Annotated in this window: 27 protein-coding genes; 24 read left to right on the forward strand and 3 right to left on the reverse strand. The window is 36.7% G+C overall.

Annotated features, from left to right (window positions below):
- Positions 1 to 346 precede the first annotated feature (346 nt).
- Entirely contained in the window at positions 347 to 988 is a 642-nt protein-coding gene (locus HMPREF0072_RS05940) for a Crp/Fnr family transcriptional regulator (RefSeq protein WP_004828291.1), read from the reverse strand.
- A gap of 277 nt (positions 989 to 1,265) precedes the next feature.
- Positions 1,266 to 2,882 carry a hydroxylamine reductase gene (hcp, locus tag HMPREF0072_RS05945; protein WP_004828293.1) on the reverse strand — a complete coding sequence of 539 codons (1,617 nt, stop codon included), beginning with the start codon at positions 2,880 to 2,882 and terminating at the stop codon, positions 1,266 to 1,268.
- Positions 2,883 to 3,131: 249 nt separating this feature from the next.
- Between hcp and HMPREF0072_RS05950 the strand changes: the two genes are divergently transcribed.
- The 21 genes from HMPREF0072_RS05950 (at position 3,132) to HMPREF0072_RS06050 (ending at position 24,259) form a co-directional block, all read left to right on the forward strand.
- Positions 3,132 to 3,329: a hypothetical protein gene (locus tag HMPREF0072_RS05950; protein WP_004828294.1), complete on the forward strand. Its 198-nt coding sequence runs from the start codon at positions 3,132 to 3,134 to the stop codon at positions 3,327 to 3,329.
- 234 nt (positions 3,330 to 3,563) lie between these two features.
- On the forward strand, positions 3,564 to 5,819 hold the full coding sequence (pflB, locus tag HMPREF0072_RS05955) for a formate C-acetyltransferase (protein ID WP_004828295.1): 2,256 nt from the start codon (positions 3,564 to 3,566) through the stop codon (positions 5,817 to 5,819).
- A gap of 14 nt (positions 5,820 to 5,833) precedes the next feature.
- Positions 5,834 to 6,553, forward strand: a complete 720-nt coding sequence (gene pflA / locus HMPREF0072_RS05960; protein ID WP_004828298.1) for a pyruvate formate-lyase-activating protein — start codon at positions 5,834 to 5,836, stop codon at positions 6,551 to 6,553.
- A gap of 9 nt (positions 6,554 to 6,562) precedes the next feature.
- A complete protein-coding gene (locus tag HMPREF0072_RS05965; RefSeq protein WP_004828299.1) occupies positions 6,563 to 7,243 on the forward strand; it encodes a Crp/Fnr family transcriptional regulator in 681 nt (226 codons plus the stop codon).
- Between the two features lie 177 nt (positions 7,244 to 7,420).
- Positions 7,421 to 8,686: a YkvI family membrane protein gene (locus tag HMPREF0072_RS05970; protein ID WP_039931180.1), complete on the forward strand. Its 1,266-nt coding sequence runs from the start codon at positions 7,421 to 7,423 to the stop codon at positions 8,684 to 8,686.
- 76 nt (positions 8,687 to 8,762) lie between these two features.
- Positions 8,763 to 9,554: a putative ABC transporter permease gene (locus tag HMPREF0072_RS05975; protein ID WP_004828303.1), complete on the forward strand. Its 792-nt coding sequence runs from the start codon at positions 8,763 to 8,765 to the stop codon at positions 9,552 to 9,554.
- An 89-nt stretch (positions 9,555 to 9,643) separates the two neighbouring features.
- Positions 9,644 to 10,261, forward strand: coding sequence for a class I SAM-dependent methyltransferase (locus HMPREF0072_RS05980; RefSeq protein ID WP_004828304.1), 618 nt, complete (start codon positions 9,644 to 9,646; stop codon positions 10,259 to 10,261).
- Positions 10,262 to 10,403: 142 nt separating this feature from the next.
- The gene (locus HMPREF0072_RS05985; protein WP_004828305.1) at positions 10,404 to 11,564 is read left to right on the forward strand and encodes a nucleotide sugar dehydrogenase; all 1,161 of its coding nucleotides are present in this window, start codon (positions 10,404 to 10,406) and stop codon (positions 11,562 to 11,564) included.
- Entirely contained in the window at positions 11,565 to 12,242 is a 678-nt protein-coding gene (locus HMPREF0072_RS05990) for a beta/alpha barrel domain-containing protein (protein WP_004828308.1), read from the forward strand.
- Positions 12,242 to 13,174 carry a P1 family peptidase gene (locus HMPREF0072_RS05995; RefSeq protein WP_004828310.1) on the forward strand — a complete coding sequence of 311 codons (933 nt, stop codon included), beginning with the start codon at positions 12,242 to 12,244 and terminating at the stop codon, positions 13,172 to 13,174. The genes HMPREF0072_RS05990 and HMPREF0072_RS05995 overlap by 1 nt, the downstream gene beginning before the upstream one ends.
- 655 nt (positions 13,175 to 13,829) lie before the next feature.
- On the forward strand, positions 13,830 to 14,177 hold the full coding sequence (locus HMPREF0072_RS06000) for a CidA/LrgA family protein (protein WP_004828312.1): 348 nt from the start codon (positions 13,830 to 13,832) through the stop codon (positions 14,175 to 14,177).
- A 1-nt stretch (position 14,178) separates the two neighbouring features.
- Positions 14,179 to 14,919: an LrgB family protein gene (locus tag HMPREF0072_RS06005; protein WP_004828313.1), complete on the forward strand. Its 741-nt coding sequence runs from the start codon at positions 14,179 to 14,181 to the stop codon at positions 14,917 to 14,919.
- A 23-nt stretch (positions 14,920 to 14,942) separates the two neighbouring features.
- Positions 14,943 to 16,127: an ArsA family ATPase gene (locus HMPREF0072_RS06010; protein ID WP_004828315.1), complete on the forward strand. Its 1,185-nt coding sequence runs from the start codon at positions 14,943 to 14,945 to the stop codon at positions 16,125 to 16,127.
- The gene (locus HMPREF0072_RS06015; protein ID WP_004828316.1) at positions 16,124 to 17,287 is read left to right on the forward strand and encodes an ArsA family ATPase; all 1,164 of its coding nucleotides are present in this window, start codon (positions 16,124 to 16,126) and stop codon (positions 17,285 to 17,287) included. The genes HMPREF0072_RS06010 and HMPREF0072_RS06015 overlap by 4 nt, the downstream gene beginning before the upstream one ends.
- Before the next feature lie 39 nt (positions 17,288 to 17,326).
- A complete protein-coding gene (locus HMPREF0072_RS06020) occupies positions 17,327 to 17,863 on the forward strand; it encodes a LutC/YkgG family protein (RefSeq protein ID WP_248601172.1) in 537 nt (178 codons plus the stop codon).
- 23 nt (positions 17,864 to 17,886) lie between these two features.
- Positions 17,887 to 20,046 carry an L-lactate dehydrogenase (quinone) large subunit LdhH gene (gene ldhH / locus HMPREF0072_RS06025; RefSeq protein ID WP_004828321.1) on the forward strand — a complete coding sequence of 720 codons (2,160 nt, stop codon included), beginning with the start codon at positions 17,887 to 17,889 and terminating at the stop codon, positions 20,044 to 20,046.
- A 2-nt stretch (positions 20,047 to 20,048) separates the two neighbouring features.
- A complete protein-coding gene (locus HMPREF0072_RS06030) occupies positions 20,049 to 21,041 on the forward strand; it encodes a polyprenyl synthetase family protein (protein WP_004828324.1) in 993 nt (330 codons plus the stop codon).
- Positions 21,041 to 21,961 carry a prenyltransferase gene (locus HMPREF0072_RS06035; protein ID WP_004828325.1) on the forward strand — a complete coding sequence of 307 codons (921 nt, stop codon included), beginning with the start codon at positions 21,041 to 21,043 and terminating at the stop codon, positions 21,959 to 21,961. The genes HMPREF0072_RS06030 and HMPREF0072_RS06035 overlap by 1 nt, the downstream gene beginning before the upstream one ends.
- Before the next feature lies 1 nt (position 21,962).
- Positions 21,963 to 22,652 (forward strand): ubiquinone/menaquinone biosynthesis methyltransferase, encoded by a 690-nt coding sequence (locus HMPREF0072_RS06040; protein WP_004828328.1) that lies wholly within the window; start codon positions 21,963 to 21,965, stop codon positions 22,650 to 22,652.
- 27 nt (positions 22,653 to 22,679) lie between these two features.
- Positions 22,680 to 23,975 carry an FAD-dependent oxidoreductase gene (locus HMPREF0072_RS06045; protein ID WP_004828331.1) on the forward strand — a complete coding sequence of 432 codons (1,296 nt, stop codon included), beginning with the start codon at positions 22,680 to 22,682 and terminating at the stop codon, positions 23,973 to 23,975.
- Complete coding sequence (locus HMPREF0072_RS06050) at positions 23,975 to 24,259, forward strand: ferredoxin family protein (RefSeq protein ID WP_004828333.1); 285 nt, start codon at positions 23,975 to 23,977, stop codon at positions 24,257 to 24,259. The genes HMPREF0072_RS06045 and HMPREF0072_RS06050 overlap by 1 nt, the downstream gene beginning before the upstream one ends.
- 156 nt (positions 24,260 to 24,415) lie before the next feature.
- Here the strand turns inward: HMPREF0072_RS06050 and HMPREF0072_RS06055 are convergent, their stop codons facing one another.
- Positions 24,416 to 25,165 (reverse strand): SDR family NAD(P)-dependent oxidoreductase, encoded by a 750-nt coding sequence (locus HMPREF0072_RS06055; protein ID WP_004828336.1) that lies wholly within the window; start codon positions 25,163 to 25,165, stop codon positions 24,416 to 24,418.
- Between the two features lie 164 nt (positions 25,166 to 25,329).
- Here HMPREF0072_RS06055 and rpsF point away from each other — a divergent pair, with 164 nt between their 5' ends.
- The 3 genes from rpsF to rpsR are packed head-to-tail and all read left to right on the forward strand — an operon-like array spanning position 25,330 to position 26,378.
- Complete coding sequence (rpsF, locus tag HMPREF0072_RS06060; protein ID WP_004828337.1) at positions 25,330 to 25,614, forward strand: 30S ribosomal protein S6; 285 nt, start codon at positions 25,330 to 25,332, stop codon at positions 25,612 to 25,614.
- A gap of 1 nt (position 25,615) precedes the next feature.
- Positions 25,616 to 26,128 (forward strand): single-stranded DNA-binding protein, encoded by a 513-nt coding sequence (locus HMPREF0072_RS06065; protein WP_004828339.1) that lies wholly within the window; start codon positions 25,616 to 25,618, stop codon positions 26,126 to 26,128.
- A gap of 25 nt (positions 26,129 to 26,153) precedes the next feature.
- Positions 26,154 to 26,378: a 30S ribosomal protein S18 gene (rpsR, locus tag HMPREF0072_RS06070; protein ID WP_004828342.1), complete on the forward strand. Its 225-nt coding sequence runs from the start codon at positions 26,154 to 26,156 to the stop codon at positions 26,376 to 26,378.
- Positions 26,379 to 26,392 lie beyond the last annotated feature (14 nt).

A 26,392-nucleotide genomic window follows, 5' to 3' on the forward strand; every position in this document is an offset into this window, starting at 1 on the left:
AAAAAACAACGGGAAAATCTCGTAGAACTGAGACAATCAATAGATAGTCCAGCAAATGCCTAGAAGGAGCAAAGCTTCTTCGAAAGGATATGGATTATTTACAATAATAATTGATATTTAAAAAGACAAGTCAATTAAGGCTTGTCTTTTTTTGTGGTAAATATTTTTGAAAAATATTCTATAAATCTATTTATTATTATATTTTATCTTTATCTTTTATTAAATTTTTCTATTTACGGTTGAATCTTTATAAAAAGGGGAGGCCTAAGGGAACTATTACGTGGGCTCAAAGGCAAAATATAGTCATATATTCGGCGTAATTTTAAAATACAATCACCACCCAAAACTAAAACTCAATTCCATTCCTATCCAAAATCTCGATAAAATCTCCACCGACTTTTATAATCCCTTCCTCAGCCATTTTTGATAGCTCCCTTGATAGGCTGGGTCTGGTGGTTGAGAGGTAGTCGGCTAGGTCTTCCCTTTTCATTGAAAGTTTTACCTTGCCTTGATTTTCAGTTTCTAGGAGATATTTACCGATTTTTTGACGGAGACTTGCTTGGGAGGTGATTTGGTTTTTCTTTGATAGGGCTAGGCACTTGTAGGATAGGAAGTTTATATAGGATCTTAAAAAACTTTCCGGGCATGGGGGCTCGAAGATTTTCTTGAAATCTTTTATGATTAAAATTTTGCAAGAGCTGGCGCATTCACAGTCAAAGTCAAAGGGCTCTCCCAGATAGGAATAAACTTCGCCAAAAAGTGTGGGTTTTGTAAAGTTTTGGAAGATAAACCTCTTGCCATTTGAATCTATCTGGTAGACATTTAGGACGCCTTCCATTAGGTAAAATAAGTCACCACTCTTATCACCGGCCATAAAAATATACTCGCCCTTACCATAAGTTTTTTCTATAAATTCTGTTTTTGACCTTATGAGGTCAAGGTCTTGGTCTGTTAAATTTTTAAAAATTTTTATTTCTCGTAAATCCATTAATATGTCCTTTCTAAGTCCTATTATACTTTATTTCTAAAGTTAAAAGTCGGCACGCTTGTGCCGACGATTATTAAATATTACATAGTAAATCCTAAGTTCATGAGATTCTTTCTCGCCATGCTCGTCTGCCTCTACACGCTCTATGCCGCTAGGGAAATTTTCCTACCATACATTTGTCTCCTGGAGCCGACGGGCTTGCCTGAAATGTGGTTAGGGCTTTAAGAATGACACAGGCGCTAGGATTATTTATTAAATTTATTAGATTGTGAATTATCTAGCCTATCATTTTTGCTAAGTCTTCTTCTACTGTTGAATTTGGTGCGATATTGAAGTTTTCTACCAAAAAGTCTACTACAGTTGGACTTAAAAAGGCAGGAAGAGTAGGTCCTAGGTGGATGTTTTTAACTCCTAGTGAAAGTAGGGCAAGTAAGACTATGACTGCCTTTTGCTCATACCAAGCGATGTTGTAGGCGATTGGCAAATCATTTACATCATCGAGGCCAAAGACGTCTTTGAGGGCAAGTGCAATTTGAACCAGTGAGTAAGAATCGTTACATTGACCTGCATCTAAGACTCTTGGAATCCCGTTGATATCCCCAAGACCTAGCTTGTTGTAACGGTATTTTGCACAACCTGCTGTTAGAATGACAGTATCTTCTGGCAAAGATTTTGCAAAATCTGTGTAATAAGATCTCTTAGGATTTCTTCCGTCACAGCCCGCCATTACAACAAATTTTCTAATATTGCCAGCCTTTACTTCTTCCACAACCTTATCGGCAAGGGCAAGAACTTGGTTGTGGGCAAAACCACCTACAACCGTTATATCTTCAAGATTTTCTGGAGCCTGACATTTCTTTGCCATTTCAATTATTTGTGAAAAATCTTTAAAACCATTTTCGTCAGCTTCTATGTGGAAAGCTCCTGGGTAACCTGCGTTAGATGTGGTAAACATCCTATCTAGGTAAGTATTATCTTTTTTTGGTGGGACAATGCAGTTTGTTGTCATAAGGATTGGACCGTTAAATTTCTCGAATTCTTCGTTTTGCTTCCACCAAGCATTGCCGTAATTGCCATGGAAGTTTTCGTATTTTTTAAAGGCTGGATAATAATTTGCAGGAAGCATTTCTGAGTGGGTGTAAACGTCAACTCCAGTTCCTTGGGTTTGTTCAAGGAGCATTTTCATATCGTGAAGGTCGTGGCCTGAAATTAAAATTCCAGGATTTTTTCCTGCAGAAAAATCTACTTCGGTAATTTCTGGATTGCCGTAAGTTTCGGTGTTGGCCTTATCTAGTAGGGCCATAGCCTTCACACCATGAGATCCTGTTTCCATTACAAGGTTGATTAAATCTGTAATTTCCTTGTCATTGTGAGTTGTTTTTGCAAGGGCAGATGCTATAAAGAAGTCGACTTCTTCGTCCCTGTAGCCAAGGACGTTTGCGTGGTGGTTGTAGGCTGCCATACCCTTTAGACCGTAGGTAATTAGCTCAACAAGGCTTCTTTCATCCTCATTAATAATATTTAAAACCCCGACTTCAACTGCCTTTCTTATTAACTCCTCATCGTCGTATGATATGTATTTTTCAATATCAGTTAGACCTTCTGTGCCGATTTTACCCATGATTTTTTCCTTAAAGGCCATGGTTTTCTTAATTGCATCTAAAATCGCACTTTCATTGAAATTTGCATTGGTGATGGTAATGAAAAGATTGTTTGAAATCCTATCGTAGACCTTGGCACAAGCCTTGCCTTTTTTTACCACAAGTCCTGCTAGACCCTTGGTTGTATAAATTAAAAGGTCTTGGAGGTTGGCTACAGATTCATTTTTACCACAAACCCCAACCTTACTGCATCCTTTATTTCCAGCTGTTTCTTGACATTGATAACAAAACATATATTTTTCCTCATTTCTTTTTTTCTCAAACTTTTATCTTATAATCCTATTATAAAAAAATTTAGGAAAGATATCCGTAACTAATGTTACAAGGATAGCTTTTTAATTTTGAAAATAATATAAAAATTGTTTTAATATTATCTTTCATAAGAAAAGAATCTTGTGGTTCAAAAACTAATCAAGTATTATAATACCAAAATAAATAGGAAGACTTTGGCAAAGGAATCAGCAATTAGTAGGAGTTAGAAAATGAGAATTAGTATAAAGAGAGCTATTGGACTTAATATAGTGGTAATTTTTATTCTAGCTATAACTTTTTTTGAAGATTTACAAATGAATAGTCCCCACCAGAAAGAAGACTTATTAATTATTTTCTTAGGAGAGTTTGCTTATTGGCTAACTATTATAATCGGATTATATGTGATTAAAAGAAAAAATAATTTATAAGATGTTGTTCTTACAAATGTAGTTAAGCTTAAAATTACAAAAACAATAGAACTTGGTGGATATAACTATTATTTAGTATAAAATTTATATTTATTTACTATAGGCGAGCAATTGTGCTTGTCTTTTTTTATGTTGAAGTGATTCAAATCACATACAAGAAAGCTTTTTCCAGATAGAATAGGGGCAGATAGTCAAAAAAACTTCGGTTTTTAAAATATATATTAGGAGGAAAAAATGGAAGTAAAAGCATATGATGGATTTAAGGGCGAACTTTGGAAAGATGAAATCAATGTTCGTAACTTTATCCAAGAGAATTACACCCCATACGAAGGTGGAGATGATTTTTTAGCTGGTAAGAGCGAAAAGACTACAAAATTATTTGCTGTTGTAGAGGATTTGATTAATAAAGAAATCAGAGAATCTTACAGAAATGCAGATACAAGCAGGTTTTCTTCTATAGACGGTTTTGATGCTGGCTATATTGACAAGGAAAACGAGGTCATAGTTGGTCTTCAAACTGATGAAGTTCTAAAAAGAATAGTTAACCCTTACGGTGGTTACAGGATGGTTGAGCAATCCCTTGAGGCTTATGGCCAAGAGATGGATCCTGTTCAAGCAAAATATTTCAAAGAATTTAGAAAGACTCACAACGAGGGTGTTTTTGATGCCTATACCAAGGATATGAGAACAGCTAGACACGTTGGTCTTTTAACAGGTTTGCCAGATGCCTATGGTCGTGGTAGGATTATCGGCGATTATAGAAGAGTTGCCCTTTATGGTATTGATAGGCTAGTTGAAGAAAAGAAAAAAGACCTAGATAAGATTGAAATTGATGAAAATAACCTAGAAGCAACTATCAGACTAAGGGAAGAAGTTAGCGAGCAAATCAGAGCCCTTGGCAAGATTAAAAATATGGCAGCTAAGTATGGTATAGATATTTCTAAACCTGCTACAAATGCGAGAGAAGCAGCCCAATTCTTATACCTTGGCTACCTTGCAGCTGTTAAGGAAAACAATGGTGCAGCTATGTCAATTGGTAGAAATGCAGGCTTCCTAGATATTTATATCAAGAGAGATATGGATAGGGGCATCCTTGATGAAGTTGGCGCTCAAGAAATAATTGACCAACTTGTTATCAAATTAAGACTTGTTCGCCACCTAAGAACTCCAGACTATGATGAAGTTTTCGGTGGGGACCCAACTTGGGTTACAGAATCAATCGGTGGTATGGGTCTAGATGGTAGGACTCTTGTAACAAAGACAGCCTTCAGATACCTAAATACCCTTATAAACCTAGGATCAGCCCCAGAACCAAACATGACAATCCTTTGGGCTGAAAAACTTCCTGAAGGTTGGAAGAAGTTCTGTTCTAAGGTTTCTATCATGACAGATTCTATCCAATATGAAAATGATGACCTAATGAGAAATATGTACGGCGATGACTATGCTATAGCTTGTTGCGTATCTGCTATGGAAGTTGGCAAGGAAATGCAATTCTTTGGTGCGCGTGCCAACCTTGCAAAATCACTCCTTTATGCAATAAATGGTGGAGTTGACGAAAAGAAGAAAAACAAGGATGGTAGCATTATTAGGTTATTTAATGATGTTGAGCCAATCACAACAGAATACCTTGACTATGACAAAGTTCTTGCAAATTACAAAAAAGTCTTATCTGAACTAGCAGGCCTATATGTGAAGACCCTCGATGTAATCCATTTCATGCACGATAAATATGCTTATGAAGCAGGTCAAATGGCCCTTCATGATACCTATGTTAAGAGAAATCTAGCAACAGGTGTGGCTGGTCTTTCAATCGCAGCTGACTCACTTTCTGCAATCAAATATGCAAAAGTAAAACCAGTTAGGGATGAAAATGGCATAGCAATCGACTTTGAAACAGAAGGCGACTTCCCTAAATATGGTAACGATGATGACAGGGTAGACCAAATCGCTGTTGACATTCTAACCTATTTCTCAAATGAACTTAAGAAACATGCTACCTATAAAAATGCTAAATTAACCCTATCTGCCCTTACAATTACATCAAATGTAATGTATGGTAAAAAGACAGGTACAACACCAGACGGCAGAAAGGCAGGCGAACCATTTGCTCCAGGTGCAAACCCAATGCACGGTAGGGACGAATCAGGTGCTCTTGCAAGTCTTAACTCTGTAGCTAAACTTCCTTATGAATGTGTATGTGAAGACGGTATTTCAAACACCTTCTCAATCGTACCTGACGCTTTAGGCAAGGAAGATGAAGTGAGAATAGATAACCTTGTAAACATCATGGACGGATATTTTGGCCAAGATGCTTTCCACCTAAATGTAAACGTCCTTCAAAGAGAAAAACTTCTAGACGCTTACCACAACCCAGACAAGTATCCAAACCTCACTATCAGAGTTTCTGGCTATGCTGTTCACTTCAACAGACTTACAGATGAACAAAAGAGAGAAGTCCTAGAAAGAACCTTCCACAACCACCAATAAGATAAGGAGGTCTTATGGCAAAATTACATTCAATAGAAACAATGGGCCTGGTAGACGGACCGGGAATAAGGACAGTGTTCTTCCTTTCTGGTTGCCCACTAAGATGTGTATTTTGCCACAATCCCGACACCCAATCCCTCGATTATGGCAGGGATGTGACGGTAGAAGAGATTGTAAAAAGGGCCCTAAGAATGAAACCCTACTTCAAAAACGGAGGTGGAGTCACCCTTTCGGGTGGCGAGCCTCTGGCAAGTGGGGCTTTTGTGCTTGAAACCATAAGAGCCCTCCACAAGGAAGCCATCCATGTGGCAGTGGATACTTCAGGTGTGGGTGATGAAAAATATTACGATGATATAGCCAGAGAAGCCGACCTAATTCTCTTGGATATCAAACATTATGATCCCTACTTCTTTTATGAAATAACAAAAAATTACCAAGACAAACTCATAAAATTTATGGAATCAATCAAAAAAACTGATACCAGGGTCTGGATAAGACACGTAATGATGCCCTTTGTCACAGATACCAAAGAGGATATGGATGGGCTTGTTGACTTTATTAGGCCAATAAAGGCAAATATTGATAAGATAGAAATTCTTCCCTACCACAAATTGGGAGTGTGTAAATATGCAGATTTGGGCAAGCCATACAGGATTAAAAACATGGAGGCCATGGATAAGGATAAGGCAAAAAACTTTGAAATTTATGCTAACAATATGTTAAAATCTTTGTAGGAGCAAATTATGAACGACTACAAAAAAGATGAAAAAAGTTTTTTGGCCTTTTTATCCGATCAAGAATTACAACGTTTTAAGTACAGACCCCAAGTTTTAGCCTACAGGAAGGGAGATATGATATTTTCCTTTGGTGATTCGGCTGATTTTATGTATATAATACTCGAGGGATTTATAAAAATATCCACCTACCTTTCTGACGGCAGGGAGCAGATTTTGTATATTTACAGCGAGGGAGACTTTGTTGGCGCCCACAACCTCCTTACCGAAGAGGAATATATCTATGAGGCGAGGGCCTTAACCAAGGCTAAACTCCTGATAATATCAAGGATTGACTTCAATAATATCCTCAAAAAAAATAACAAAGTTCTAATCAAAATCCTAGACCAATCCTTCAGGAGGATTAGGAGATCTGAAGAGCTTATAGACAGGCTTTCGACCATAAACGCAGACATGAAAGTCGCCAAAGTCCTCTTGGACTTGGCGGATGATGTTGGAATAGTCAAAAAAGACGGAGTTTTGATTACATCCCACCTTAGCCGTGAGGAACTGGGGTCTTATTCGGGTGTTGTGAGAGAAACCCTTTCGAGGAAGTTATCAAACTTTGAAAAGATGGGCTTAATCAAGATTATCGGTAGGAATGAAATCTTAATAACCAATATAAGAGCCCTTGAAAAGATGACCTCATAATCATCTACTATAGAAATTAGCGAAATTAGCGAAAAGTGGGGGCTAATAAATATTAGACTTCCCATTTGAGTCAATAAATTTGATAATAGCACGAATGAAAAGACTTCCTTGTGGAGTCTTTTTTTGTTTAATTTGATAAAAACTTCTCTTCCGGTATCATGGTGGGACGGAGGAAATATGAATAAACAAACATTTAAGATAATGCTCGCCTATGTTGGCGTCCTCACAGGTGCAGGACTTGCCTCGGGCCAAGAGCTTTTGCAATACTTTGTCTCGCTTGGAATAAATGGACTTGTCGGTATAAGCCTAGTAGGCATCCTACATATGGTAATCGGTGGGATTTTATTAATTCTCGGTAGCCACTATCTGGCGACCGACCATTCCGATGTATTTGACGAAATCACTAACAAATTTATTTCAAAATTTATGGACATATCCTTGATATTCACCTGCTTTGTAGTTGGTTTTGTCATGCTTGCAGGGGCGGGGTCTAACCTAAACCAGGCCTTTGGTCTAAATGTCAACGTTGGTAGGGTCTTATGTGCCCTTTTAATAATTGTCGTTGGCATGATGGATTTTTCCAAGGTAAGCAAGATACTAGGATCATTTACACCCTTTATCGTGGGTTTTGTCCTAATCGGGTCTGTCTACACCTTTATTAAATTCAAGCCAGACTGGCAAGCCCTAAATGCCTTCGCGGTAAAACTTCCATCAAACTTTGATAATGTAGGCTTTGCAGTCCTAAATTATTTTGGAATGTGCCTAATGACAGCAGTTTCCATGGGACTTGTACTAGGTGGAGATGAATTAAGCACAGAAAATGCCGGCAAAGGTGGCCTAATGGGAGGCGCTATTGTTGGAATCATGGGAGTCTTAATAACCTTGACCCTCTTAATAAGAGTCGAAGAAGTATATAATCTTGACATACCAATGCTTTACATCATAGAAGATATCAGTCCAATTCTAGGATTTGTCATGGCTCTGGTAGTATTTGGAATGATATTTAATACAGGAATTTCACTTTTTTATGCTCTAGCAAGGAGATTTTCAAACGACGATGAAAAGCGTTTTAAAATCATGCTTGTAGCAATCACAGGCGTAGGATTCGTCCTATCCTTCCTAGGCTTTAAGAAATTAGTTTCGATATTTTATCCAATAATCGGCTATATTGGAATATTCATGATGGCCCTTTTAGTCTTCGCCTACTTCAAAGAAAGATCAGTCATCAGACGAGAATCCATGAAAAGACTGGGAATCAGACACTACATGAGAAAAAAACTCGACGACGACCTAGACTTCACCAAACAAGATGAAGAAAGACTAAACAAACTAATCGACCGCTCCCACATAGACAACGATCAAATTGAGGAAAAGACAGAAGAAACCGTAAAAGAAGCCATAGACAACGACGAAGAGCCTATTACTGACCATGGGGAGGGTTGAGAAAAGTGTCCGAAAGGGCACTTTTTTGTTAAATCTTTCTCAATCTGGGTATAATAGTTAAAAGGATCTAAAGGAGGTGTTTTTTATTAGGTTTTATATAGGATATTTTTTTGTATATGCCTTTATTGGTTGGATTATGGAGGTTTCTTACCAGGCTATTAAGACTGGGCGTTTTATTAATAGGGGGTTTTTGAATGGGCCTCTTTGTCCGATTTACGGTTTTGGGGCCTTGGGTGTGATTTATTTTTTGACTGATATAGCAAAAACTAATAAGTTATACTTATTTTTTGGATCGATTTTTATAGCCACAGCCCTTGAACTTGTTGGGGGTTTTCTTTTGGAGAAGATTTTCCACAAGAAATGGTGGGATTATTCTGATATGAGATTTAACCTCGGCGGCTATATTTGCCTTGAATTTTCAATTCTTTGGGGCCTTGCTTGCTTTGTTTTGTATGAGGCTATCCACCCCTTGGTTGTAAGATTTTTTGCTTTTTTAAATCCAAAATTTATTTTTTATGCTAACATAATTTTATTGGCAATTTTTGCTGTGGATATGGCACAGACTATTCTAACCTTGGTTGGACTTAATAAGAAGTTTAAAAAACTCCAAGCTGCAAGCGAAGATATTAGAGAAGTTTCTGATGATATTGGCAAGCGTGTCTACGACAGGACCATGTCTATCAAGGAGAAGAGAGAAGAAATCAAACCAAGGGTTAAGGAACTTGAGGCAAAGAGAAATAAAATTAGGATGGATATAGCTAATAAATTCGATAAGATGAGTGAAAAACGACTTATAAAGGCCTTTCCAAATTTAATAGAAGACCTTGTTGAAAAAATTGACAAAGATATAGAGAACATAGAAAAATAGGGCCCTAGGTCCTATTTTTAATATTTACTTGCTAAAAGGAGTATAATTTAAACAATAAAACTTATACAATTTATTTATTGGAGGTAAGGATGCTTGATAATAAAGGTTTTGACCTATGGGCAGATGGATATGACGAAAGTGTCGGTCTTTGTGATGAGGAAAATACCTATCCATTTGAAGCTTATAAGGATATTTTAAATGCTATTTATAAGGATGTCTTAGGAGCTGAAGCAAAAAATGTTTTGGATATAGGTTTTGGTACGGCAACGCTCGCAAGTGGTTTATATGACAAGGGCCTAACTATTTATGGCCAAGATTTTTCTGAGGAAATGATGAAAATTGCCAAAGAAAAGATGCCGAATGCAGATTTATATGCAGGTGACTTTGGAAGGGGGCTGGTTTCATCCTTGTTAAACCATAAGTATGATGCGATAATTGCGACATATTCACTTCATCATTTAAGTGATGAGGATAAGGTTTCATTCATAAAAACGTTGCTTTCCCTCTTGAATGTGGGCGGAAAGATATATATTGGTGATGTGGCTTTCAAAACAAGAAGAGATTTAGAAGCTACAAGGGAAAAATGTAAGAACGAATGGGATGAGGATGAATTTTATTTTGTTTATGACGAGCTAAAAAACCACTTTAGTAATATAGACTTCATCCCATATTCTTACTGTTCAGGCATCCTAACTATCACAAACTAAACTTAGCTAAGTTTTATTATCGTATAAGCTTTTCTAGAGCCTAGGAGAGGTAGGATTTAGCAAGCTTTAGTGGGGCGTTACGAATTGTAAATAAATTATATAAATGTAAAATGATATTAAGTTTCTTAATAAAGGAGTTATGATGAAAATTATAGTAATGGGTATGGGTTATGTTGGTCTTTCAAATGCAGTCCTACTCGCTCAAACAAATGAGGTTATAGGCCTTGAAATCGACCAAAAAAAAGTCGATCTAATTAATAATAAAAAATCTCCCCTAAAGGACGATTACCTAATAGATTATTTAGCCAATAAAGAATTGAATCTTATCGCTAAAACAAGCGGAGAGGAGGATTTTAAGGATGCCAACCTTGCCATCCTCGCTCTTCCAACCAACTACGACGAAGTGGAGAAATTTTTTGATACTTCCTTCCTAGATGACGCTATAAAAATGATAAAATCTATTAGAAAAGATTTGCCAATCCTTATCAAATCGACTATTCCAATTGGATATACTGATGGAAAAAACAAAGAGTTTAACTGTGATAACATAATTTTCTCGCCAGAATTTTTAAGAGAGGGCAGGGCTCTTTACGATTCCCTCCACCCTTCAAGGATTATTGTGTCAGATAAGACTGAAATTGGTGAAAAAATCGCCGGCCTTTACAAAAATGAGGCTCTAAATAATCCTGATGTAATTTTGATGGGAAGAAGTGAGGCAGAGGCTGTAAAACTTTTTGCCAACACCTACCTTGCTATGAGGGTGTCATTCTTTAACGAACTTGATAACTACGCCATAGCTAAGGGCCTTGATTCCAAATCTATTATAGAGGGTGTTTCTGCAGATCCAAGGATAGGCGACCACTACAACAACCCATCCTTCGGCTATGGTGGCTATTGTCTTCCAAAGGATTCCAAGCAACTTTACGCCAATTACGAAAATATTCCGTCAGCCCTTTTTAAGTCTATTATCGATTCAAATGAAGTTAGAAAAGACTTTGTAAGTGAGGATATCCTTGCTAAAAATCCTCAAACCATCGGCGTTTATAGGTTGGTCATGAAAAAAGGTTCGGATAATTTTAGGAAGTCTGCGATTTTTGATGTTATAAATAATCTAAAATCCAAGGGCGCCAACCTTGTAATTTATGAACCAAACCTCGATGGCGATGACTTTGAAGGTATGAAACTCGTTCGAAATTTAGATGATTTTAAGAAGGTTGACCTTATAATAGCAAACAGGGTCGAAGATGACCTTAAAGATGTAAAAAATAAGCTTTATACTAGAGATTTATTTGAGAGGGATTAGATGACAGAAAAGAAAAACGTGCCCCAAGTCCATTCCAAGCTTAGAAAATCATTTATTTCTGTGCCAGAGGAAATCTACAAGGCAAGTGGTATAAAAATCTTTGATAAGAGGATAAAATCCTTACTTTTCACTACAGACCTTGCCATAATTAGAAATTCAAATGCTGACTCAATTATGGCTGTCTATCCTTACACACCCCTAAATTCTATCACCGAGGCTATCATTTCCATAGCTTCAGTTCCATGTTTTATTGGAGTCGGTGGTGGCACTACCCAGGGGCCAAGGTCAAGGTTTGTGGCCTACTATGCAGAGCTTGCAGGTGCCTATGGGGTTGTAGTTAATGGACCAATACCTCACGAAGATATAAGGGAAATTTCAAAATTTGTTGACATACCTGTTATAGCCACCGTTTCATCCTTGAAAGATGATTACAAGGCGAAGATTGAAGCTGGAGCAGAAATTTTAAATGTATCTGGTGGTAAATATACAGCCGACCTCGTTAGCCATATTAGGGCAGATATCGGCGATGAATTTCCAATAATTGCCACAGGTGGCAAGGACGGGGCGTCCATACTTCAGACAATCAAAGCTGGAGCTAATGCCATTTCATACACTCCACCATCTTCATCTGATGTTTTTGGTTCAATGATGGATACTTATAGAAATGAGGATATCTAATGTATAGTGGATATTTTACAGATGTTGGGAATATAAAAGTCGGCCATGCCCAAGACCTAGAAGGTGGCACAGGCCTTACAATAATTCTCCCAGATCCTGGCAATACTGCAGGTGTTGATGTAAGAGGTGGGGCTCCTGGTACTCGTGAGACTGACCTATTAAATCCTATAAACCAAGTATCTGAAGTAAGTTCGATTATTTTATCAGGAGGTTCTGCCTACGGACTTGAAGCGGCAAGCCACCTTATGAAAATCCTTGAAAAAGAAGGCAGGGGCTTTAATGTGGGAGTTGGGGTCGTGCCAATCATTAGCCAGGCAGTCCTATTCGATTTGTCTTACAAAAATTCCAAGCGAAGACCAGACGCAAAGATGACCGAAAAAGCCTATTGTAATGCTAGGTATCAAGATAAGAGTCAAGGAATAGTTGGCGCTGGCACAGGAGCCACAGTTGCCAAAGCCCTTGGACCAGACCACTTGGTAAAGTCAGGTCTAGGTCAAGCTTCTATAAAAAAAGGAGACTTGGTAGTCTCTGCTATAGTTGCAGTAAATGCCTTTGGAGATATTTTTGACTACCACAGGGCAGTCCAGCTTGCAGGGCCAATTGTGGATGGGAAAATGCTTAAGACTGTTGATATGATTGATAAAATCCTAGGATCTTTTGCTGATATAAAACCAGCCAACACAACAATCGGCGCTGTAGCCACCAACGCAACTTTCACCAAGACAGAGCTAACAAAAATAGCTGGCATGGCTCATGACGGCTATGCTAGGTCAATAAATCCCGTTCATACGCTCTTTGATGGTGATACAATTTTTTCATTAGCTACAAACAAAGTACAAGCAAATATCAACTTGGTAGGAACACTCGCAGCAGAAGCCATGTCTATGGCGATTGCAAATGCGATTTACAGTTCGAGAGAAAAAAACAAATAAGCTTAAGACTAGTTCAACTAGTCTTTTTTTTGTTGGCTATTTAAGTGGGTTGAGCGAACGAATGAGAATAAAACAAAAAAACACCTACCATGCTGGTTGAGGAACTTGTAAAATAAAGCAAGCTAAAATTTGCTCTTACATCTTAAGGGATAGATTAAAGTATTACTTATAAAATCATAATAAAGGGGAGAAAAATTATATGTTAGCCTTTTTTTCAATTAAAATTTATTAAAAATTCTACTAATACTAAAATTATTTCTTACAAGCTAAGTTAAATTATAAAGGCTGTAGGCTTTAGAAATACGTAAAAAAACACGTTTTTCCAAAGAATTTTTGCTTGATTTAGAGCATTTATTAGTTTCTTATAAAACCTTTTCATTAACAAAAAATTATGATATAATGAAAAAAAATGATAAGCTAAAAGGTGATAAGTTTTGTCATGTAAAATAAAAATGATAAATTAATCTCTACATATCCAATAATATTTTTAATTACTTGTTAAATCTTATTTTTTTGATATTTATCATTTTGTTTGCGAATCTAATTTTTAAAGTAGAAATATGTAATAGAAGGGGTGGTTAGAATGTTAACATAAGAAATCCAGCTAATTACAAAGGACGATACTGTATTATTTTTGAAAATTTTAGGAGAATTTATGAAATATTTAAAAGAATTTTGTTATATACTTTTTTTCTTATTGTTGGGCTTTATTGCTAAGAAACTAACAGGACTACCAATTCCAGAACCAGTTTTTGGTATGATTTTCTTATTTATTGCTCTTTGCAGCAAGTTCCTAAAGGTAGACGATATTGGGGAAACATCTGATTTTCTAACATCAATCCTAGCCTTTACCTTCACACCACTTGGTGTTGCCCTTATGGTTCAATTTGATGTGATTAAGGATAATGCTGTGAAGATTCTTATAGTTATGACAGTTTCTTGCCTAATAACCATGGCTGTTACAGCAAAGGTTGTAGAATTAGTACAAAAAGTGAGGAAATAATATGAGTGAATTTTTAAATACATATGTAGCGGATAATGATTTTTTTGGGATTATCCTAAGTATAGTAATGTTTAGAATTGGGATGGTAATAAACAAAAAAACCAAAATCGCCTTCCTAAATCCACTTTTACTTGCTATTGTTTTTTGCATAATCTTCCTAAAATTAACAGGAATTTCTTATGAAAACTTCAACAAGGGTGGCAAGTATATTTCTTTTATGATTGCCCCAATCACTGTTGCCCTAGTAGTAAGCCTTTACAGAAATATTGAAAAATTAAAGGCCAACCTCATTCCGATTTTAATTGGCGTAATAGTTGGATCCTTTGTGGCTATCCTTTCAGCTTATCTTTTATCAAAGCTTTTTGGTTTTGATAGAGATTTGACCCTTTCAATGATGCCACAATCAGTTACAACACCAATCGCTAAGTCATTGACAGAAGAATATGTAGCCAAATTCGGTGCTGATGAAGTAACTATCAAAACTTTTGCAGCTATCACAGCTATCACAGTTATCCTAAGGGGAACTGTAGGTGCGATTGCTGCTCCAACTGTGATGAAGGTAATGAGAGTAAAAGACCCTGTTGCCCAAGGTATTGGAATTGGTACATCTAGCCACGCTATGGGTACATCAAAGGCTATCGAAATGGGTGAAGTTGAAGGAGCCATGAGTGGTCTATCTATAGCAGTAGCTGGTATTTGCACTGTTGTATTGATGCCATTATTTATAATTCTATTATTCTAATATTTCCCAAGGTTTAATATTAGATGACTAAAAAAATTTTTATGTACACAGGAAAGGGCGGGGTTGGCAAGTCAACCCTTGCCAGCTCTACTGCCCTTATTTCTGCTAAAAAAAATATAGAAACTATATTGATAAGTATAGATTCAGCCCATAGTTTATCCGATATTTTTTCTATAAAAATAGGAAATACCTTAACAAAGGTCAGAGATGGTCTAACTGCAATTGAATTTGATAGCTCAAAGATTTTAGAAGAAGAATTTCCAAGCATAAAGGCAAGCCTAGCTAACGAGTTTAGGAAGGTTGATTTTTCAAAAATCTCCTACAATTCTAGCTATGATATGCCCTTTGTAGTGAATATCCTTTCCTTGCTTAAAATCCTTGATATATACGAAAATTACGACTTTGAAAATATAGTTGTGGATTGCCCAGCATCAGCATCTACCTTTGCTTACCTAAAAATCCCTGAGATGCTTAGCTGGTATCTGGAAAAATTTTTTGGTGTTGGGAAGGGTATTATTAGGACCTTAAGGCCTATATCCAAGTATAAATACCAGATTGATTTGCCGGATAAGGAAGCTTTGGATAAGCTGGAAGTTACTTATCAGAGGTTAAAAAAATTAGAAGATATCTTGAAGAATAAGACTATATCGACAATAAGGTTGGTAGGACTTGCTGAAAAAATGGTAATTGAAGAGAGCAAAAGAGATTTTGCCTACCTAAGTTTATTTGATTATAATGTGGATGGATTTTTTGCAAACAGGTTGTTGGCAGATGAAGATATCGATTTTATTAAAAAACGCATCCAAATACAAAATAAAAGGCTTGAGGAGATTAAAGCTTGCTTTTATAATTTGCCAATTTATAAGATAGGTCTAATGAATAAGGACCTAAATAGTTTGGTTGATCTAGAAGATTTTGCTGATAGCTTAGACTTTAAAGATAATCTTTTAGATATAAGGCCTTTCAAAGAAGGTCATTACTTTGAAAAAATTCCTGATGGGTACATCCTTAAAATTAATATTCCGGCTGTTGAGGATGTGGAAGTTTATAAAAAAGGTTCTGACATAAATATCAAGTTAAAGGATATAAAAAGGATAATTAGCCTGCCAAATGTATGCATAAATTCAGAGCTTAGCAAGTATTTTTGCCAGGGTGATGAACTTTTTATTTACTTAGAAAGTAAGGACCAAGAGGAGCTATCTATATGAGAATTATTATAAACACTGGCAAGGGAGGGGTTGGCAAAACAACCATTTCTGCCCTTACAGCTATAAATATTTCAAAAAGATACAAGACCTTGGTTATTAGCAGTGACCTAGCCCACAGCTTAAGTGATTTGTTAGACATAAAATTAGATGATACACCTCGCAAGGTTGCTCATAACTTGTATGCGCTTGAGATAAATGCAATTAAGGAGAGCAAGAAGGCTTGGGGCAATCTTAATCTTTACATAAGACAATTGGTAGAAGAAAATGCCTTGGATGACATTCAATTAGATGAATTGCTGTTATTGCCAGGTTTGGACGATGTGTTTTCCCTTTTGAAAATTTTAGAGATTTATAAGAGTGGAGAATTTGAAGTCCTTGTTGTGGATTGTGGACCTAGTGGTGAGACTATTTCTCTCTTGTCTACGGGAGAAAAATTCAAGAATTTGGCAGATTCTTTAGTGCCTTTAGTTAAGAGATTTAATCGACTTTTCGGTAGTTTTATTGAAAAGCAGACAGAAGTTAAAAAACCAAAAGACATAGTTTTTGATGAATTTATAAGCTTATCTAAAAAATTATATGAACTTGAAAAAATCCTACAAGATCCAGCGCAAACTACAATTAGGTTTGTTACTAAGGCTAACAAGGTGGTGGCGAATGAAACTTTTCGTTCCTTTAGCCTTACAAATATGTACGATTTTTTAACTGATTGTATTTTTGTAAATATGATTTACCCAGAAGCTATGAGAAATTCATCTTATGATAATTTATTAGATGAAGAGGCTAGGATTATAAGGTCTATAGATGACTTTTTCAAGGAAGAAAAAGTAATCAAGTTAAGCCTAAAAGATTATGAGGTCATTGGTTTAGAAGCTTTAAATAGGCTTCATGACGAATATTTTGTGGACCAATATCTTGAAGATATTTTTATAGATAAAAAGTCCTTTGAATTAATCGAAGAAAAGGCGAGCAAGGTTATACTTATTAACCTTGACTATGCGAAAGGAGATGAGGTTAAGGTAGAGAAGATAGGTGAAGATTTAGAAATATCTTACCTAAATTTCAAGAGAAGGTTTAAGTTGCCAGATACGGTATCTTCAAGGAAGATAAGTTCATTTTCCCTAGAAGATAAGAAATTAAGAATTGTGTTGGATTATGATTAGAATATGAAAATGAGAGGTCATAAATATATGGAAGGAAAAATGGAATTATTTGATACTTTCGCCCAAAACCTTGAAAGTGTCAACGGCACTTGCTACAAGGTTAGTAAAAATGATTTGGCTGAAACAGTAGCCAAAATTTATAAGGACAATGCAATTGCTTCTACCTGTATGCTTGAAACAGACTTGGCCAAGGAAATAGGCTTAAGCGATTGCTTAAAAGCTAATGGTATCACAGTACATACAGACCATATTAGGTTAAATAGTGAAACCGATAAGGGTGGGATCACAGAAGTTGCCTATGGTATAGCAGAGCTTGGCTCAGTAATCCAAGCTAGTGATAATGTAGATACAAGACTTATGGCGATTATGCCTGATTATTACATTGGAATAGTCAAGGGGTCAACAATTGTAAAAACATATGATGATATGTTTGATGTCTTAGCAGAATTAAAACCTTTCCCAAAATATGTGGGATTTATTACAGGTCCTTCAAGGACAGCAGATATTGAATGTGTTGGTACTGTGGGCGTTCACGGTCCTTTACAAATGAGCATTATTATTGTGACAGATCTATAATCTGAAGTATTGAGGAGATAAAAATGGTTGATACTATAAGTTTAAAAGATGAGATAAAGGACGCGCTCGATAACGCGACTTTAGGTAGGACCCTTGGTAATTTTTGTAAAACTTATCCACAAAGAAGGTTGAATTCTTACAAGGGTGTTGATTTCGAACAAACCCAACAAGCTATTAAAAAAGTAAAATCTTATGCAGCTGACCATGTTGATGAAATGATAGCTGAATTTAAGAAAAATTGTGAAGCTAGGGGCGGCCATGTTGTTGTAGTTAAAAGCAAGGAAGAAGCAGCTGAATGGGTTAAAAACTTCATCAAAGAAAAAGACATCAAGACAGCTGTAAAATCAAAATCAATGTGTTCTGAAGAAATACATTTTAATAAAATTCTTAAGGATAATGGGGTAGAGTGCCAAGAAACTGACTTGGGTGAATTTATTATTTCCCTAGAAGAAAATACTCCAGTACATATGGTAATGCCAGCTTTGCACTTAAATAAGGAGCAGGTAGCAGACTTATTCTCAGACTACACAAAGACAGACCACGCACCAGTTATTTCTGAAGAAGTTAGGACAGCAAGAAAGGTTATGAGGGATAAATTTACCCACGCAGACCTTGGTGTATCTGGCGCTAACGTTGCTGTTGCTGAAACTGGTACAGTTTTCACAATGACCAATGAAGGTAATGGTAGGATGGTTGGTACCTTGCCAAAAGACCACCTCTACATATTTGGTATAGAAAAATTTGTAAAATCTATTACTGATGCTAGGTGGATATTCAAGGCTCTTCCACGTAATGGTACTGCCCAAAGAATTACCTCTTACTTATCTCTCTACACTGGCGCTTGCGAAGTTGTTACAGATAAGGAAAATGATACCAAAGAAGATAAGGGATTTTACTGTCTAATCCTTGATGACCCAGGCAGAAGAGAAATCTTAGCAGAAGAAGAATACAGACAAATCTTTAACTGTATTAGGTGTGGAGCTTGTCTAGATGTTTGTCCAGCCTTTGCCTTAGTTGGTGGCCACGTTTACGGTTCAAATGTTTATACAGGTGGTATTGGTACCCTCCTAACCCACTTCTTAATTGATGAAAATAGGGCTAACCAAATCGAAAGCGTCTGCCTCCAATGTGGTAGGTGCAATGAAGTTTGTGGTGGTGGTCTACCAATAGCACAAATGATCATGGGTATTAGGGAAGAAAATGTAAAGAAAAACCCAAACCCAGTTAAGAAATTTGCCCTAGATGCAGTAACAGATAGGAAACTTTTCCATTCACTTCTAAGGATAGCATCTATTGCCCAAGAGCCATTTACTAAGGGTGGCACTATGATTAGACACCTTCCTGACTTTGCAGCAGGTATGACAGGTGGAAAGGTTCTCCCATCAATAGCAAAGGTGCCATTAAGGGATATTTTTGATGAGATAGATCAAAAAGTTGAAAACCAAAAGGGAACTGTTGCCCTATTTGCAGGATGCCTATTAGACTTTGTATATGTAGATACTGCTAAATCCTTGATTAAGAATATGAACTCAATTGGTTACAAGGTTGAATTCCCAATGGGTCAAGCTTGCTGTGGTTGTCCTGCTAGCAACATGGGTGATATAGAAAATGCAACCAAGGAAGCTGAGATAAATATAAAGGCTATGGATGCTGAAAAATACGATTATATCCTTCTTGCTTGTCCATCATGCACCCACCAACTCCAATCTTACAAGGATTTCTTTGAAGAAGGTACTGAGATGCACAAGAGGGCTGTGGAATTAGGTAGCAAGTGTGTTGACTTCTGCAAGCTTTTCCACGAAAAAGATACCCACGAAAACCATGGTGATGGCAAAAATGTTAAGGTAACCTACCATGATTCTTGCCACTTAAAGAGAACTTTGGGTGTCTTTGAAGAACCAAGGGACCTTCTAAAAGCAACTGAAGGTGTAGAATTTGTTGAAATGGAAGATAGCGATAACTGCTGTGGTTTCGCAGGATCTTACAATGTATTGTATCCAGATATTTCATCAAAAATCTTAAAGAATAAAATCGAAAATATTAAAAAGTCTGGAGCAGATGTTGTGGCTGTAGATTGTCCTGGTTGTATGATGCAAATCAGAGGTGGTCTAGAAGCAGAAGGCCTTGATATAAAGGTTAAACATACTTCAGAAATCATATCTGAAAAGAGAGGACTCATCTAAAAATGAACGTGATTGTAAGTGAGGCATTGACTAGGGAAAAGTTAATAGATGACTGTGTTTCTAAGGTCCATGAAGAGATAAAAAATATCTTATCCGACTATAAGTCAAGTCAAAATCTTTGCGATATAATCAAAGACGCCTTGACTTCAAGTGGGAAGATGCTTAGGACTAAGCTATTAATTAGTATAAGTCTTATGGGCGATGGAGAAATTTCAAAAAAAGTTATTTCCCAAGCTGCGGCTGTTGAGATAACCCACCTTGCATCACTTATTCACGATGATATTATAGATGATTCTACATTAAGAAGATCACACAAGTCAACTCAAGCGAAGTACGGCAAGGATGTAGCCGTATTCGCTGGGGACTATATGATAGCAAAAGTTTTTAGCTATTTGGCAAATGAAAACTTATATGACGAGATTAAAGTAATAGCCAATACAATAAAGCATATGTGCAACGGTGAAGTTGGGCAAAACCTTATAAAATACAGGCTTGACATGGGTGAAGATGAATATTTTGAAAATATTTCAGGCAAAACTGCTTCGTTTTTTAAGACTGTCTGCTATTTTGGAGCGAGAAATGCGGGTTTTGGCCAAATGGATACTGAAAGGATGGTAGCCTTTGGAGAAAATCTGGGCTTGATGTTCCAATTAAAGGATGACCTATTGGACCTATTTTCTAATAAACTTATTACTGGGAAGGAAGAATTCTCCGACATCAGGGAGGGGATTTATACCTATCCAGTCTTGCTTGGTCTAAAAGATGAAGATTACGGAGAAGAAATCCACCGTATCTTGCTAGAAAATAAGGAAAGAAAACTTGGAGAAGATGAATTAATAAGTTTGAGAAAGCTTTTGATAAAATCCAAGGCTGACACTTTGACTGCACTAAAAATAAGAGACTTGGCTGATGAAAACAGGTTTATCTTAGCTAGTATAGATGGTAAGGATGTTATGTACTTGGAAAAAATTCTAGAAAAGGTGGAAAATAGCTGATGCAAACCTACCAAAGAATGACAGTAAAAAACATAATCAATTTTGCTAATCCAAAATCTTTTGTTGCTTCAGTTATACCTGCAATATTTGGCATCCTCCTTAGCTTGAAATTTGGCTATTCCATAAGTTTGATAAGAGCCTTGGCCTTGATATTTGCTTGCGTATTCTTTCAGGCATCTGTAAATACAATAAACGACTACAGTGATTTTGTAAATGGAGTTGATAGTATAGATGATAACCTAAAGGAAGACGACAACGTAATGTTTTATAACCATATCAGACCCAAAAGCGTTGACAACTTAGGCTGGATATTTTTAGGTCTTGGCATAGGTTTGGGGTTGTTAGCCTTAGATGGAATAAATTATGCCAGTATTGTAATCGGCATAATCGCAACCCTTACAGTTCTATTTTATTCTAAGGGGCCCTTTCCAATTTCATATTTGCCAATTGGAGAACTTACAAGTGGCCTTGTGATGGGTGGTTTGATACCTCTTGGAGTAAATGCTACTATTTCTGGCAGGTTAAACCCAGAAATTTTAGCCTATTCCCTTCCCTTTATCCTTGGCATAGCCTTGATAATGATGAGCAACAACGCCAGCGATATAGAAAAAGACAAGAGGGCAAAAAGATATACCCTAGCTGTGGTCATGGGTAGGGAAAAAATCAGGATTTTATACAAAATCACTGTGGGACTTTGGATTGTAAGCCAGTTGGTTCTGACCTATTATTTGTTAGGCTATCTCTTTCTCGGCATAAACCTAATCTTGTTTATGATTAAGGGGAAATTTCTTAAAAACCTAATTTTTGCAAGTCTTCTACCAGAAGCTAGGATTGGTCAGATGATGGGTATTGGCATGGCCAATGTTTTGATTAATGGTACTTACCTGCTTTGCCTAGCTTTGAGTTTTATAGGATCTTAGGATGAATAAGAGCAAAAAGGTCTACGATATATTCCAAAATATATCGCCATATTACGATAGGGCCAACGATAGGATTAGCCTAGGTTTGCAGAAAAAACGGAAAAACAAATTTGTAAGCGAGGTTTTAAATACTATAAATGAAGATTCCGATCTCCTAGACCTTTGTTGTGGGACTGGGGATATAGGTCTTAGTTTGAAAGAAAAATCTCCTGCCAGGGTTGTGGGTGTAGATTTCTCGGAAAATATGCTAAAAATAGCTAAGGCTAAGGCAAAATCTTTTAAAAATATATCTTTCATCAAAGCTGATGTTAAAAATTTGCCTTTTAAGGACGAGACTTTTGATAATATTACCATTTCTTTTGGGCTTAGAAATACTGATGATTACAAAAAAGTTTTGGAGGAGATGGTCAGGGTTGGAAAAGATAAGGCTTTTGTATATGTGATGGATTCATTTACAATAGAAAATATTTTTATAAAACCATTTTATATTTTGTTTTTTAAATACCTTATGCCACTTTTAGGTGGGGGGATAAAAAGATATAAAGATTATGCTTGGTTATATGAATCAACCAAACTCTTTATTAGTCCCGAAGAATTGGTGAAGTTGTTTGAGTCTTTTGGATTAAAAAATATAAGGGTTAAAAAAATGCTATTTGGTGCTTGTGTTATAGTGAGTGGACAAAAAATTTAAACCAAAAAATTTATAACGGGGGAAACAATGAGTGAAGATAAGTTTGATGTTATAATTGTTGGAGGTGGTGTTGCAGGTCTTGCAGCATCCATAGTTTTAGCAGAAAATGATTTAGAAGTTTTATTGGTTGAAAGAGGAGATTATTGTGGAGCTAAGAATGTTACAGGTGGTAGGTTGTATGGTCATAGCCTAGAGAAAATCATACCAAACTTTGCTGACGAAGCTCCAATTGAAAGAAAAGTTGTTAAAGAAAGAATATCTATGATGAGCGAAAAATCCTCACTTGACATAGGTTACTCATCAAAAGAATTGGGTGAGAATAAGGATTCTTCATCATATGTGGTATTACATAGCAAGTTTGACCAATATTTGGCAGAAAAGGCTGAAGAGGCTGGAGTAGCCATTATTACAGGTGTACTTGTAGAAAAACTCCTATTAGAAGAAGGCAAGGTAGTTGGTATTGACGCTACAGGCGAAGAAATGTACGCAGATGCAGTTATTATCGCCGATGGTGTAAACTCCCTACTTTCTCAACAAATAGGTATCAAAAAAGAACTAGAACCAAACCAAGTAGCTGTTGGCGCCAAAGAAGTAATTGAATTATCAGAAGAGATTATAAACGAGAGATTCAACCTTGAAAGTGGCGAGGGAATGAGCTGGCTATCTTGTGGCGCCCCAACCATGGGTGGTTTTGGTGGTGGCTTTATTTATACAAATAAGGACTCTGTATCAATAGGTGTTGTAGCAACCCTTTCTGATATCGGATACTCAAACACAAAATTGACTGACTTGCTAGAAAGATTTAAGGAACATGACAGCGTAGCACCATTTATCAAGGGTGGCAAGACCATAGAATATTCTGCCCACCTAGTACCAGAAGAAGGTATCCATATGGTTCCACAAATTTATGGAGATGGCTTCCTCGTAGTAGGAGACGCTGCAGGATTTTGTATAAACTTAGGCTACACTGTAAGGGGTATGGATTTTGCAATCGAAAGTGGTAGGCTAGCTGCCCTTGCCATCCTAAGAGCCAAAGAAAAAGAAGACTTCAGCAAGGAAAGCCTAGCAGTTTATCAAGATTTAGTTAATGATAGCTTTATCATGAAAGACCTTATGACCTTCAAAGCCTTCCCAACCATCTTAAGCAGAAGGGAAATCTTCAGTGACCTACCAGAAATTATAAATGACGTAGCTGGCAGGGCCTTTACCGTAAATGGTGGAGACAGCAAGGGCTTCATAATGGGAACAGTAAATGATCTTGCAACAAGGATTAGCGCAACACAACTATCAGACTTTATTTCTACAGTAATGGAGGCACTATAATGAAAAGAATGAGTGTAGAAGACAAGTTAGGTCTTAATATATATCATACTGACGAGTTTAATTCACATATTGATGTTGACTTGGAATTTAAAGATGAAGATGAAATCAATAAATTAATCTTAGCCTGCCCAGCAGCTTGCTATACCTATGTAGATGGGGTATTTGGCTTTTCACACCTTGGTTGCTTGGAATGTGGTACTTGCAGGGTCTTATCCCATGGCAAAATCGTCAAAGATTGGAAGCACCCACAAGGCGAAGTAGGCGTAACCTTTAGACAGGGTTAAGAAAAAATCTTAGCCTAAGGTATTAACAAAAATGGACTTAATTAAGTCTTTACTTATCCTATAAAAATAACAATAAAAAACAACCCCTATTGTAATGGACTTTCTGCTGGACTTCCGGCAAAGAACCATTGGGGTTGTTTTTTATTTAATTAAATCCTACATAAAGGTAGCGCCATCGCAGTAGAGAATTTCTCCTGAAACATAGCTTGCAAGGTCGCTTGCTAGGAATAAAACTGCCTTGGCAACATCTTCTGGTTCGCCAATCCTCTTTAGAGGAATCATTTGTTTTACTGGTTCGATTTGCTCTTTAGGCAAAACTTTGACCATATCAGTGTTGGTAACGCCAGGACCTACTGCATTAACTCTGATGCCTGATGGGCCGAGTTCTCTGGCTAGAGATACTGTAAGACCATTTATAGCAAACTTGCTAGTTGGGTAGGCAACACCTGTTGGTTGACCATTTTTAGACACCATAGATGAAAAGTTAATAATAGATCCAGACTTTCTTTCAAGAAAATGTGGGAGAAAATTGTGAATCATATTGTAGGTGCCGTTGACATTTATATCCATAACTTTTGCAAAATGTGCAAGGTCAGCATCTACACTTGGGATATTATCAGAAATACCAGCGCAATTTACAAGGATATCAACCTTGCCAAAGTCTTTTATAACTTCTCCTACAAATTCTTTCACACTAACTTCATCAGTTAGCCTTGGCCAGTAACCCTTAAATAGGGAAGAGTCATATTTTTCTTTAAGTTTATCAATAGCCTTGTTGGCTGATTCTTCTCTAGAGCCTAGGATGGCTACTTTAGCGCCATTATCTAGAAATTTTTCTGCAACAGCAAAACCAATACCCCTAGATGAACCAGTCACAACAGCGACTTTACCTTCTAATAATTTCATAAAACCTCCTTAAGTTTTTTCTCTTTTCTTATATACCCATTTTTAAAAAAATTATCATAAAGGTTAATTGAGTTTGACATTTGTGCATAATTCGAGTATTATCAATAGGTAATCTCTACTCCGTAGTATAAACGGGGTCAATAGTCCACAGGGAGGTGAAAAATATGAATAATTACGAAGCAGTATTGATTTTCAAGACTGAATTAGCTGATGCTGACAGAAATGCTCTTCTAGATAGATTTAAAGGTCATATCGAAGAAAACGGCGAAGTTGTATCAGTTGATGACTGGGGAAAGAGAAGACTTGCTTATGAGATCGCTGATCTTAAAGAAGGTTATTACTATATCGTAGACTTCAAGTCAGACCCAGATCATATCAAAGAATTTGAAAGAAGATTAAGACTTTCAGATTTCGTTCTTAGATACATGGTTATAAGAAAAGAGGACTAATATGAATAAAGTAATACTAATAGGACGCCTAGTTAGGGATCCTGAGTTAAGATATACCCAAGGAAACCAAGCGGTATGTACATTCACATTAGCGATAGACAAAAGACTAAGTCGAGAAAAAAGAGAAGAAGCGGAAGCAGCTAATCGTCCAACAGCAGATTTTCCAAGGATAACTGTTTGGGGTAAGCAGGCAGAAAATGCCTCTAGATACCTCTTTAAAGGAAGTCAATGCGCAGTAGAAGGTAGGATTCAAACAGGAAGCTACCAAGATAGAGAAACAGGCAAAACAGTTTATACAACAGATGTTGTCGCAGACAATGTTGAGTTTTTAGGAGCTAGGTCAGAAAGACAAGCTCATAGCTCAAATACTGGTGACAACCAAGACGTATATCAAAATTCCTATTCTCAAACAAACCAATATCAAAATAACCAACCAAGTGCACCAAGCACCAATGATGATTTTTTTGATGATGACTTTACTGAAATCCAAGACGATGGCAGAATTCCATTCTAGAAAAATATAAAAGAAAGGAATTACAATGGCTAGAAGATTTAAACCAAGAAAAAAGGTTGATCCATTTGTTAAAGACCCATCAAAGGTAATAGACTATAAAGACATTGAAACTCTTAAAAGATTTGTTACTGACAGAGGTAAGATTCTTCCAAGAAGAGTTACAGGTCTTAATGCAAAACATCAAAGAGAAATAACTAGAGCAATCAAAAGAGCTAGACAAGTAGCCCTATTGCCTTACGAAGAAAACTAAGAAAAAGATTAACA

The sequence above is a fragment of the Anaerococcus lactolyticus ATCC 51172 genome (assembly GCF_000156575.1).
In the GTDB taxonomy this organism is placed as follows: Bacteria; Bacillota; Clostridia; order Tissierellales; family Peptoniphilaceae; genus Anaerococcus; species Anaerococcus lactolyticus.

Coding starts and splice junctions, on each gene's coding strand:
- HMPREF0072_RS05940 (WP_004828291.1), bottom strand. CDS start 988: ATGGATTTACGAGAAATAAAAATTTTTAAAAATTTAACAGACCAAGAC.
- hcp (WP_004828293.1), bottom strand. CDS start 2,882: ATGTTTTGTTATCAATGTCAAGAAACAGCTGGAAATAAAGGATGCAGT.
- HMPREF0072_RS05950 (WP_004828294.1), top strand. CDS start 3,132: ATGAGAATTAGTATAAAGAGAGCTATTGGACTTAATATAGTGGTAATT.
- pflB (WP_004828295.1), top strand. CDS start 3,564: ATGGAAGTAAAAGCATATGATGGATTTAAGGGCGAACTTTGGAAAGAT.
- pflA (WP_004828298.1), top strand. CDS start 5,834: ATGGCAAAATTACATTCAATAGAAACAATGGGCCTGGTAGACGGACCG.
- HMPREF0072_RS05965 (WP_004828299.1), top strand. CDS start 6,563: ATGAACGACTACAAAAAAGATGAAAAAAGTTTTTTGGCCTTTTTATCC.
- HMPREF0072_RS05970 (WP_039931180.1), top strand. CDS start 7,421: ATGAATAAACAAACATTTAAGATAATGCTCGCCTATGTTGGCGTCCTC.
- HMPREF0072_RS05980 (WP_004828304.1), top strand. CDS start 9,644: ATGCTTGATAATAAAGGTTTTGACCTATGGGCAGATGGATATGACGAA.
- HMPREF0072_RS05985 (WP_004828305.1), top strand. CDS start 10,404: ATGAAAATTATAGTAATGGGTATGGGTTATGTTGGTCTTTCAAATGCA.
- HMPREF0072_RS05990 (WP_004828308.1), top strand. CDS start 11,565: ATGACAGAAAAGAAAAACGTGCCCCAAGTCCATTCCAAGCTTAGAAAA.
- HMPREF0072_RS05995 (WP_004828310.1), top strand. CDS start 12,242: ATGTATAGTGGATATTTTACAGATGTTGGGAATATAAAAGTCGGCCAT.
- HMPREF0072_RS06000 (WP_004828312.1), top strand. CDS start 13,830: ATGAAATATTTAAAAGAATTTTGTTATATACTTTTTTTCTTATTGTTG.
- HMPREF0072_RS06005 (WP_004828313.1), top strand. CDS start 14,179: ATGAGTGAATTTTTAAATACATATGTAGCGGATAATGATTTTTTTGGG.
- HMPREF0072_RS06010 (WP_004828315.1), top strand. CDS start 14,943: ATGACTAAAAAAATTTTTATGTACACAGGAAAGGGCGGGGTTGGCAAG.
- HMPREF0072_RS06015 (WP_004828316.1), top strand. CDS start 16,124: ATGAGAATTATTATAAACACTGGCAAGGGAGGGGTTGGCAAAACAACC.
- HMPREF0072_RS06020 (WP_248601172.1), top strand. CDS start 17,327: ATGGAATTATTTGATACTTTCGCCCAAAACCTTGAAAGTGTCAACGGC.
- ldhH (WP_004828321.1), top strand. CDS start 17,887: ATGGTTGATACTATAAGTTTAAAAGATGAGATAAAGGACGCGCTCGAT.
- HMPREF0072_RS06030 (WP_004828324.1), top strand. CDS start 20,049: ATGAACGTGATTGTAAGTGAGGCATTGACTAGGGAAAAGTTAATAGAT.
- HMPREF0072_RS06035 (WP_004828325.1), top strand. CDS start 21,041: ATGCAAACCTACCAAAGAATGACAGTAAAAAACATAATCAATTTTGCT.
- HMPREF0072_RS06040 (WP_004828328.1), top strand. CDS start 21,963: ATGAATAAGAGCAAAAAGGTCTACGATATATTCCAAAATATATCGCCA.
- HMPREF0072_RS06045 (WP_004828331.1), top strand. CDS start 22,680: ATGAGTGAAGATAAGTTTGATGTTATAATTGTTGGAGGTGGTGTTGCA.
- HMPREF0072_RS06050 (WP_004828333.1), top strand. CDS start 23,975: ATGAAAAGAATGAGTGTAGAAGACAAGTTAGGTCTTAATATATATCAT.
- HMPREF0072_RS06055 (WP_004828336.1), bottom strand. CDS start 25,165: ATGAAATTATTAGAAGGTAAAGTCGCTGTTGTGACTGGTTCATCTAGG.
- rpsF (WP_004828337.1), top strand. CDS start 25,330: ATGAATAATTACGAAGCAGTATTGATTTTCAAGACTGAATTAGCTGAT.
- HMPREF0072_RS06065 (WP_004828339.1), top strand. CDS start 25,616: ATGAATAAAGTAATACTAATAGGACGCCTAGTTAGGGATCCTGAGTTA.
- rpsR (WP_004828342.1), top strand. CDS start 26,154: ATGGCTAGAAGATTTAAACCAAGAAAAAAGGTTGATCCATTTGTTAAA.